At 73.1% G+C, this 10026-nt stretch carries 9 protein-coding genes; 2 read left to right on the top strand and 7 right to left on the bottom strand.

All coding sequences use genetic code 11. The annotated features are described in order from the left end of the window. Nucleotides 1-29 precede the first annotated feature (29 nt). The 7 genes from AB0E05_RS31555 to AB0E05_RS31585 all read right to left on the bottom strand — a co-directional run bounded on the left by AB0E05_RS31555 (nt 30) and on the right by AB0E05_RS31585 (nt 8238). Nucleotides 30-677 (bottom strand): sterol desaturase family protein, encoded by a 648-nt coding sequence (locus AB0E05_RS31555; RefSeq protein ID WP_361970044.1) that lies wholly within the window; start codon nt 675-677, stop codon nt 30-32. Next, on the bottom strand, nt 674-1525 hold the full coding sequence (locus AB0E05_RS31560; RefSeq protein WP_361970047.1) for an SDR family oxidoreductase: 852 nt from the start codon (nt 1523-1525) through the stop codon (nt 674-676). The genes AB0E05_RS31555 and AB0E05_RS31560 overlap by 4 nt, the downstream gene beginning before the upstream one ends. A gap of 115 nt (nt 1526-1640) precedes the next feature. After that, on the bottom strand, nt 1641-2123 hold the full coding sequence (locus tag AB0E05_RS31565) for an SRPBCC family protein (RefSeq protein ID WP_361970050.1): 483 nt from the start codon (nt 2121-2123) through the stop codon (nt 1641-1643). Nucleotides 2124-2125: 2 nt separating this feature from the next. Continuing rightward, nucleotides 2126-3409 (bottom strand): aminotransferase class III-fold pyridoxal phosphate-dependent enzyme, encoded by a 1284-nt coding sequence (locus tag AB0E05_RS31570; protein ID WP_361970053.1) that lies wholly within the window; start codon nt 3407-3409, stop codon nt 2126-2128. After that, nucleotides 3406-4464: an SDR family oxidoreductase gene (locus tag AB0E05_RS31575; protein ID WP_361970056.1), complete on the bottom strand. Its 1059-nt coding sequence runs from the start codon at nt 4462-4464 to the stop codon at nt 3406-3408. The genes AB0E05_RS31570 and AB0E05_RS31575 overlap by 4 nt, the downstream gene beginning before the upstream one ends. Before the next feature lie 42 nt (nt 4465-4506). Beyond that, nucleotides 4507-5634 (bottom strand): acyl-CoA dehydrogenase family protein, encoded by a 1128-nt coding sequence (locus AB0E05_RS31580; RefSeq protein WP_361970059.1) that lies wholly within the window; start codon nt 5632-5634, stop codon nt 4507-4509. Between the two features lie 327 nt (nt 5635-5961). Further along, nucleotides 5962-8238 carry an MMPL family transporter gene (locus tag AB0E05_RS31585; RefSeq protein WP_361970061.1) on the bottom strand — a complete coding sequence of 759 codons (2277 nt, stop codon included), beginning with the start codon at nt 8236-8238 and terminating at the stop codon, nt 5962-5964. Nucleotides 8239-8797: 559 nt separating this feature from the next. Here AB0E05_RS31585 and AB0E05_RS31590 point away from each other — a divergent pair. Further along, nucleotides 8798-9613 (top strand): hypothetical protein, encoded by an 816-nt coding sequence (locus AB0E05_RS31590; protein ID WP_361970064.1) that lies wholly within the window; start codon nt 8798-8800, stop codon nt 9611-9613. Continuing rightward, entirely contained in the window at nt 9610-9894 is a 285-nt protein-coding gene (locus AB0E05_RS31595; RefSeq protein WP_361970067.1) for a SpaA isopeptide-forming pilin-related protein, read from the top strand. Before AB0E05_RS31590 ends, AB0E05_RS31595 begins: the two co-directional genes overlap by 4 nt. Nucleotides 9895-10026: the final 132 nt, after the last annotated feature.

Below are 10026 nucleotides of genomic sequence, written 5' to 3' on the forward strand. Positions count from 1 at the left end.
GGGGCGGCGCGGGCGTCGCGCGTCGGTCGTCAGGTCGCCCGGACGTCGTCGGGGCGGGTCGTGCGGGCGATGGAGGTGCCGAAGACCTCGTCCCAGTAGGGGGCCGAGATGCCGAACCCCCGGGTGTCGTCGCGGAAGTGGTGGCGCATGTGCAGTTCGCGCAGCCGCCGCAGCAGAGGGTTCCGGGGCCGCCCCTGGTGGAGGTAGAGGTGGAACAGGTCGTAGCTGAGGTAGCCGACCGTGTAGCCGGCGCCGAACGTCAGCGGCAGACCGCCGGGCCCCGACGTGAGGTAGGTGGCGCCGGCGACCATCGGCACGGACAGCACCGGGCTGAGGATGGACCTGCGGGAGTCCTGCGGGTAGTCGTGGTGGACGCCGTGCAGGATCCAGTGGAGCCGGGCGCCGAACCCCCGCTCGGGCTCGAAGTGCAGCACGACGCGGTGGCCCCAGTACTCCGACAGCGTCCAGGCCAGGTAGCCGGCGAGCGCCCAGCCGCCCAGCGCCCAGCCTCCCGCGTCGTCCAACGAGAGCCAGGTGCCGGCGACGACGACGGGGGCGAACAGGACCACGGCGGTGACCGGGTGGACGTGGACGAGGTGGTCCAGCACCCGGGAGCGGAACGCGGCCGGGCTGTTGCCCCGCCGGGCCGCGCCCTTGCTGGTCAGCGGAGCGCTCATCGACCGCCGCCGTCGCCGCCGGCAACGGATGGCGTCTTGAGCCGCGCCTCGTAACCGGTGCGCGCCTGGAAGTCGGTGGTGCGCAGGAGCTGGTCGGCCTTGAGGAAGCGGCCCATCGCGTCCCGCCAGGGCTGTGGCAGCAGGAACAGCGAGCGGGTGACGGGGTTGGTCCAGCCCGGTACGTAGCGGTTGTAGACGGGGCGGCGCGCGGTGCGCAGCACGGCCTTCGCGATGTCGTCCGGGGTGAGCAGCGGCACGAAGCGACCCTTGCCGACCCCCGAGGTCAGCTCGGTCTGCGCGGGGATGGGCAGCACGATGGACAGCTGCACGCCGGATCCGCGCAGCTCGGCCCGTACGCCTTCGGAGAGGCCGACCACGCCGTGCTTGGCGGCCGAGTAGGTGGCGCAGCCGGGCAGGCCGATCATGCCGACGGCGGAGACCATGTTGATGATGTGGCCGCTGCCCCGGGCCCGCATGGGGCCGATCGCCGTCTTCATGCCGTTGAGGGTGCCGAGCAGGTTGACTCCGAGCTGATGGGTGGAGTCGTCGACGCTCTCGTGCTCGAAGCTGCCCACGATCATCTCGCCGGCGTTGTTGACGAGGACGTCGATGGCGCCGAGTTCGGCTTCGACGCCCTGCCAGAAGGCGGCGACGCTCGCCGCGTCGGTGACGTCGAGGGCGTGGGCGGTGGCGCCGATGCGGACGGCGGCGGCCCGGGCGCGTTCGAGGTCGCGGGCGCCGATGGCGACCTTGGCGCCGGCGGCGACGAACGCTTCGGCGGTGGCCAGGCCGATGCCGCGGCTGCCTCCGGTGATGGCCACGACCTTGTTGCGCAGATCCTTGGGCACGGGGTCCTCCTAGGGGAGCAGCCGACGGCGCGGCTGCCGGGACGGTGGGTCTCAGGGGCCCGAACGGGGCCGGTCGGAAGGCGGGACGACGGGGGAGCGGCCGGTCCGCACCGGCTCAGGTGCCCTGCGGGACGCTCGCGCCGGCCGGCGCGGGTTCGGTGACGGGCACGTGCTCCCCGAACAGCCCGTGCAGGATCCGGGTGATGGCCTCGGCCAGCGCCCGGCACGCCACCGGGTCGATGATCGCGGCCAGGCTCGGCATCCCGAGGTCGAAGGCGGCCGTGAAGCGCACCAGGACGTCCGAGCCGTCCACGGTCACCAGCCAAGCGCCGGCGAAGGTGTCGAAGTCCCCCTCGACCTGGGCGAACTCAATGGTGAGCGCGGCCGGGTCGATCCGATCGTGCTCGGACCAGCACAGCACTCCGTTGCGGAAGTTCACCGACCAGTGCGAGGCGATGACCCCGTGGTCGACGTCGGTGATGGTGACCTCGCGGACCGCGTCGGTGTACCGGGGGTACGCCGCGAAGTCCGCGAGCCGGTCGAAGACCGTACGGGGGTCGGTGCCGGGGACGCGGGCGTCCAAAGTGACCTCGGGCATCGTCAGTGCACCGTCCTTCGGGTCGACGAGAGGGCGTTGATGAGGGCGGTGCGGGCGGAGGCGAAGGCGTCCGCCAGCAGGTCCAGGTCGGTGTCGGTGAGGACCGCGGGCGGCGTCAGCCGCACCACCTTGTGGGCGTTGAGGGAGTGGTTGACCAGCACGCCGGCGCGCAGCAGGTGCAGCACCAGCTCACCGGCGAGGCCCTCGTCGGCGAGTTCGACGCCGATCAGCAGGCCCCGGCCGCGGATCTCCACCACGGCGTCCCCCATCACGGGGGCGAACGCCTCGTCCAGCAGGTGCAGCAGCTGCTCGCCGAGGACGCGGGCGCGGTCGACGAGACCCTCGTCGTCGATCGCCGTGACGGCAGCCGCGGCGGCGGCCATGGCCACGGGCGCGCCGGCGAAGGTCGAGGTGTGCAGGAACGGGTCGCGGTCGAAGGGCGCGTACGCGTCCGCGGTGGCCACGGCGGCGGCGACCGGGACGACCCCGCCGGAGAGGTTCTTGCCCACCAGCAGCACGTCGGGGGTGACCCCTTCGGCGTCCGCGCCCCACCATGAACCGAGCCGACCGAGCCCGGTCTGGATCTCGTCGAGCACGAAGAGCGCGCCGTGCTCGCGGCACGCCCGCTGCACCCGCCGCAGGTATCCGGGCGGCGGCAGGACGACCCCGGCCTCGCCCTGGACCGGCTCGACGACCACGCACGCGGGCCCGCCGTCGGCCAGCGCCCGTTCGAGGGCGTCGGCGTCCCCGTAGGGGACGTGCTCGGCGGCCAGCAGCGGCCGGAACGGATCCTGGTAGAACGGCTTCGCCGTCAGGGCCAGGGCTCCGGTGGTCTTGCCGTGGTAGCCGCCCACGGCGGACACCAGCCGCCGCTTGCCGTGCGCGCGGGCCAGCTTGATCGCGGTCTCGGTCGCCTCCGCGCCGGAGGTCACGAAGTGCGCGTAGTCCAGTCCGGCGGGGGTCACGCGCGCCAGCGCCTCGGCGGCCTGCGCCACCACCGGCTCCAACAGGATCCGGGTGGCCATCGGATGACGGCGGACCTGGTCGACGACCGCGTCCACCACCGTCGGATGGCAGTGGCCCAGCAGGAACACGCCGTACCCGCCGCAGTCGACGTACTCCCGGCCGTCCGCGTCCCGCACCCGGGAGCCGGCGGACGCCACCTCCGTCACCCCGCCGGTCAGCGCGGCGAGCCTGGCCCGCCCGCGGCTGACGTGGCGCCGGTAGAGGTCCAGGACCGCGCGGCCGTCCGCTGCGGCCCGTCGCGCACTCGTCGGTGCGGTCATCGCGGCGCCACCTCCGCAGCCCGGGCCGTGCGGACCAGGCCCCGCGCGCGGGCGATGTGCCGTACGGAAGCCTCGTACGCGGACTCGATCCCACCGGGCGTCAGCGCGGCCACCGAGGCGGGGGTGTGACCCAGGGTGCTCGGGAACGCGTCGGCGCCGGCGAAGAGCGCGGTCATCGCGAGCAGGTCGTCGAACGTGCGGCGCGCCCGCGGGTGGAGCGCGGAGATGAACACCGGTCGGATCAGCCGGTCGACCATGTCCGGGCCGACGGTCCGCGGGATCCTCATCGGCACCCCCAGGTCGGCGGCGACCTTCCCGGTCAGCTCCAGCACCCGCTGCGCGGTCGGCGCCGCGGCCCCGGCGGTGATCCACGCCTCGCCGTCGCGGCGCCCCTCGGCGATCAGCGCGGCGATGGAGCGGGCGACGACGTCCTGGGGGACGAAGTCGACGCGGGAGTCCGCGGGCACGGGCACCAGCGGGAGGAGTTCGCGCAGCAGGGCGTGCACGATGCCGTGCATGCCCTGGAAGGTCGCGATCCGCCCGGTGGTCGAGTCGCCGATGACGACCGAGGGCCGGACGATCACCGCCGGCACGCCACTGGCGCGCACGGCCTCCTCGCCGGCGCGCTTGGAGTCCAGGTAGTCCTCGGGCCGGGCGGTGGCGTCGCCGCTCGCGGCGCCGGTACGGGTCAGCTCACGGCGGGCCACGAACGCCGTGGACACGTGGTGCAGGACCGCGTCGGCGGCCTCGGTGAAGCGCAGGACCTCGCCCGTCCCCGCCTCGTTCAGCCGGTGCGTGGCGGCGGGCCCCGCGGAGAAGCTGGTGATCGCCGCGCAGTGCACGACGACGTCGACGCGGGCGGCGAGCCGCGCGTACGCGGCGGCGTCCAGGCCGAACCGGGTACCGGTGAGATCGCCGACGACGCTCTCGTCGGCGCCGGGGCAGGGCGTGCGGTGGACCAGGGCGATGACGTGGCAGTGCGTCAACTCGTGGAGCAGTGCGGTGCCGACGACACCGGAGGCTCCGGTGAGCAGCACGGTCGGGGAAACGGGCACGGGTGGTCACCTCGCGGTCAAGCGGGCAGGGACAGCAGGAGGTCAGCCGACGCGCAGCGGACGACCGGCGAAGTGGTCGGTGAGCGGGGCGGCCATGCGGGCTCGGGACGGCGGGTGGAAGGCCAGGGCCCGGCAGGCGGAGTTGAGGTAGGCGGCGTCGCCGCAGGAGATGAAGCTCATGCCGCCGAGGGCCTCCAGGCACCGGCCCGCGATCCGGTCGATGGCGTCCTGCGCGGCGTACCGGCACACCAGTGCATCGGCCAGGGCGTGCTCGCCGGGGGCCGCCCCGGCCGTGCGGGCCAGCCCCTCCAGCGCCAGCCAGCAGGCGTGCAGCTCCGTGGTGACGTCGGCCTTCACGGCCGGGGGGAGCTTCGGCGCCGCCAGCACGCGTTCCACCAGCGCGGAGACGGTGCCCAGATAGCTCGCGGTCATCAGGGCCTCGAACCAGACGAACCCGACGGTCTGCAACCGGTCCAGGCGCCCGTCGTCGGTGACGTCGGTGCGGACGACGAGGTCGGGCGGCACCTCGACGTCGTCCAACACGACCTCGTCGCTCTCGGCGCCGGCGAGGACCGGGCTGTGCCAGAACGGCCGCACCGACACCCCCGCCGCGTCCTTCGGCACCAGCGCCACGGCGAGCCGGGTGCCGCCGTCGGGCTCCGGCAGGGCGACGGAGGCGGTCAGCAGGTCCATCGAACGGGACAGGCTGCACGGCTTCTTCGACCCGCTCAGCCAGATCTTCCCGCCCTCCACGCGGGCGGTGAGGCTCGGGCTCAAGATCCCCTGACCGGTGCGGCCCTCGGCGAACCCGGACGCCAGCAGCAGACCGTCGTTCGCGATGGCCGTCAGCAGCAGCCACTCCATGCCCTCGCCGGCCGAGGCGGCCTCCACCAGGGAGGCGACGGAGAAGTGGTGCATGGTCGTGGCGACCGCGAGCGAGGGCGAGCGGGTGGCGACGGCCCGTTGGATCCGCACCGCGGTCAGCAGGTCCGCGCCCTTGCCGCCGTGCTCGGCGGGGACGAGGAGCCCGGGGCCCCCGGCGGCGCGGAAGGCCGCGACGCCGGGGCCCGCGGGCTGCTCCAGCTCGCTCAGCGGGACGGCGGCGAGGGCCGCGTCCAGGCCCGGCAGCAGTGCTTCGAGAAGCTCACGTTCACGTTCCAGGTAGTGCATGCCCGTGGGCACCCCCGTGCGGTAGCGCGTCAAACGGTCGGGTTCCGACCGCCCCGCGCCCCCTTGCGCGGGATTGACCCATGACCACCACGCTAGGAACCGCACATGCAGCGGCCCGGCAGATCCGTGTCAATGGAAGGTCAGGGGTTCTCCGGGTTCTCCAGGCCGGACGTTGAGTGCGTCTGTAGGTGCGTTGCCGTTTCCGCCCCGGGGGCCGACCGCGCGGGGCGACACGGCGAACGCCCCCGTCACGGCCGCGGAGTGCGGGCCGGGACGGGGGCGTCGGTATGTGCCACGGGCCCCGCCGGAGCGGGGGCGGACGCGGGGTCAGTCGGGCAGGCCGATGCGTTTGTGCAGCCGGGCCAGGGGGGCCGGTGCCCACCAGTTCGCCCGGCCCGCCAGCCGCATGAACGCCGGCACCAGCACGCCCCGCACCAGGGTCGCGTCGACGATGACGGCCAGCGCAAGCCCCACCCCCAGCAGCTTCAACGGCGTCAGCCCGGAGGTCGCGAACGCCAGCAGGACCGCCGCCACCAGGGCCGCGGCGGCGGTGATGAGACGCCCGGTGTGCTCCAGCCCCCAGGCGACGGACGCCGTGTTGTCACCGCTGCGGGCGTACTCCTCCTTGATGCGGGAGAGCATGAACACCTCGTAGTCCATGGACAGTCCGAACGCCACGCAGAACAGCAGCACCGGGGTGTCGATGTCGATCATCCCGGTGACCACGAAGTCCCCCACGAGCCACCGCAGGTTGCCGTCCTGGAACACGAACACCATCGCGCCGAAGGCGGCGGTGAGACTGAGCAGGTTGAGCACGACCGCCTTGACGGGGATCAGCAGGCTGCCGGTGAACAGGAACAGCAGCACCAGCGTGGACGCCGCGATGATGCCCAGCGCCCACGGCAGCTTCTGCCCCAGCGTCGCCTTGGAGTCCACCAGCAGCGCGGCCTGCCCGCCGACCAGCGCGTCCGCCGGCGCCGGCACGCCGCGCACCGCACCGACGAGGTCCATGCCCTGCTGGGAGTACGGCTCGGTGTCCGAGACCACCGCCAGCCAGGTGCCGGCGTCGGAGCCGAAGCGGGCGGACGCCTCGTTCGGCGGCTCGACCTGACGCCCCTGTGCGTAGAAGCCGGTGGACGCGTCGACCCGGGTGACCCCGGGCAGCCGGGACACCTCCTGGGCGTACGCGGCCACGTCGGCGGAGCGCTTCTGGGCGTCCACCTTCGGCAGCACCACCGAGATGGGGGAGCCCTCCCGACTGTCGAAGTCCTCCCGCAGCACCTGCGCGGCCTGGTAGGCCGGGGACGACGGCGGCAGCACCCGGTCGTCGCTGTCGGCGAACTCCACCCGCAGGAACGGCACCCCGAGGGTCAGCAGCAGGGCGACGACGGCGACGGAGAACGGCACCGGCCGCTTCATCACCGAGGTGGCGATCCGGTGCCAGAAGCCGCTCTGCGGGTCCCGCTGCGGTGTCGCCTTCCGGCGGCGACGCAGCCGCGGCACGCTCAGCGCGTCCACCCGACGCCCCAGCACGGCCAGCATCGCCGGCAGCACCACCACCGACCCCACGGCCGCCAGCAGCACCACCGCGATCCCGGAGTAGGCGAAGGACCGCAGGTGGTACATGGGGAAGACGAGCATCGCCGACAGCGACAGCGCCACGGTCAGCGCGGAGAACACCACGGTGCGACCGGCGGTGCGCACCGTCTCGGCTATCGCCGGCCACACCTCGCGCCCGCCCGCCAACTCCTCCCGGTAGCGCGTGACGACGAAGAGGCTGTAGTCGATCGCCAGGCCGAGGCCCAGCGCCGTGGTGATGTTCACGCTGAACACCGACACCGGCACGAGCATGTCCAGCAGCCGCAGGATCACGAACGACCCGATCACCGCGATCACGCCGACGAGCAGCGGCAGCAGGGCGGCCACCACGCTGCGGAACACCAGTAGCAGGATGAACAGCACGACGGGCGCGGCCAGCAGCTCCGCCTTCACCAGGTCCTCGCTGCTGCGTTCCTCGATCTCCATGCGCACGGCGGTGACACCGGTGGCCGTCACCTCAAGGCCGTCGCGTTCGCCGACGGTCCGCGGCACGAGCCGTTTGGCGCTCTTGCGGACCGTGTCCTCGTCCCCCGCGAGCCGCACCAGCACCAGGGCCGAGCGGCCGTCCTCGGCGCGCAGCGGTTCGGCGCGCCCCAGCGACCAGTACGACGCGGCCTGGACCACGCCCCGTTCGGCCGCCAGCTCCTCGGTCAGCCGTTCGCCCTGCCGGGTCACCTCCGGCCCGTCGACGGAACCGGGCGCCTTGACGACGAAGACCAGGTGTGGCGAGCCGGCGGTGAACTCCGTGTTGAGCAGTTCGTCGGCGCGCGCAGCCTCGGAGCCCGGGGAGGTGATCCCCCCTTCCGACAGCCGGCTCTCCACGTCGGCGCCGAACGGCACCGCGACGATCACCGCGATCAGTGCGGAGACCAACACCAGTCGCCGACGGCGCGCGAGCCAGCCGCCGAACCGGGCCAGCGGCCCGCCGCCGGGCGGCGCGGCCGACCCGCCTTCCTGCCCGGGGGGCGGTGCGGCGACTGAATCGGGAGTGGGATGGGAGCCCACGACTCCTCCTCCGGGTTGACGCGTCCCAGGAGCGGACGCAGGGGGGAACGGCAGTACGGGGCCGAGTGCACTGGCGGCGGCCTCGGCGCCGGTCTCCTGCGATGACCTGCGCTGCTCTGCCTCGTACGGGTGACGTCGGCCCCCGCGTCAGCGTAGGAAGGGCGGGTTCAGGGGACTTGCAGCGCAGCGTCAAGCGCAGTGCAAATTGCCCCCGCGGGACGGCTCGTGGCCATCGTGGCGCGCTTCGTCCCCAGGTCCGGGTGACCGGGACGGGTCCGCGCTGGAGGGCGGTCCGGCCCTCCGCGCGCCTGACGTACACCTCACCGGGCGCAGGGCCCTGTGGGACAGCGGAGTGGTCTTCCCGGGGCAGCGCGTGTGCGGCGGACCGCCCGGCCCCGCAGGCGCTGGTATCGCACCATGCTGAGACGAAACGGCTTCGACGCCGTGTTCAGAGAAGCCGCGCCGGCGTTCGGCGGCCGGCGCGGACGGCGGGTCAGACCCGCCGCCCGCCGCGGTCAAGGCGGCCACGGGAACGCTGTCGCTGTGTTCGGACCGCAGCGTGGACGGCGGACCGTTCACCACGGGCCAGGTCAGCACGGAGCAGCCACTGCCGCTCGGGCACCTGACGTACATGGCGGTCTACGACGCGGGCGTCTCCCCGGGCGAGTTCGTGGACGAGGTGTACGCGGGCATGCCCGGGGTGCCGACCCAACAGCAGGTGGCGGCGAACCTGGACACCCCGGACGGATTGCTCGACCCGAGCAGCCCGAACCTGTACGGCGGGCAGTTGTACGAGGTCGACGGCGGGTCCTGCACCGACGTCCAGATCGACACCACGCACACGTACTACGTGCTGGAGTACCAGAAGGACTACGACGCGAACGGGAACCTGCTCGGGTTCCGGGACCTGTCGCAGTTCGGCACCGGTCCGGACTGGGCGCTGGGGTACTGGATCGACGGCGGCTTCCCGGCCGGCTCGCACTTCAACGACTCCGGGCTCTTCGTCACCTCCTCCGGTGACCGGGCCTTCCTCTCCGGTGGCACCGGCGGCTACCTCGGCGGGCGCATCCTGCCGATCACCGTCGACGTCGGCGGCAGCGTGACGGCGACCACGATCACCAAGCACTTCTCCATGACCGCGATCAAGGAGTACGCCCCCGGTTCGTCCGGGTCGGTCTCCGGACGCACCATCCTGTTCACCAAGTACATCACCCCTGCGGAGTGGGCGGCCGGCTTCCGCCTCGACTCCACCTCGCAACTCGGCGTCACCCAGCGGACGCCCTGCTGGCCTGGCCCTACCTCCAGGAGTTCGACCGCGGGCTGCTCTCCGCGATCAAGGTCGGCGGTTTCTTCGCCGGCGGCGACGCGATCGTGAACGACTCCAACGGCGGCGTCTACCGCGCGGCCCCGGTCACCTTCACCAACATCAACCACGTCACCCCGCCGGTCACCGGCGCGGTCACCGTGGTCAAGGAGGACGCCGACACCAGCGCTCCGCTGGCCGGGGCGACCTTCCAACTGTGGCAGGAGACCGACGGGGTGACGGGCCTCCAGACCACCGGCGCCGACCCCGACACCCAAGTGGGCACCGGCTGCTCCACCGACGCCGCCGGGTCCTGCACCTTCAGCGACCTGCCCGCCGGTCAGTACTATTGATCAGAAACTCATTGGGTTCACTCGTCGAGGATGTAGCGGACGTGCGGGGCTTTGAAGTAGCCGGTGACGACGTGGGGCTGACGCTGTCGACGGTGGAAGAACCTGCGGGTTTCGGCGGCGAGTTCGGCCTGG

This window comes from Streptomyces sp. NPDC048057, from assembly GCF_040653095.1.
Classification (GTDB): domain Bacteria; phylum Actinomycetota; class Actinomycetes; order Streptomycetales; family Streptomycetaceae; genus Streptomyces.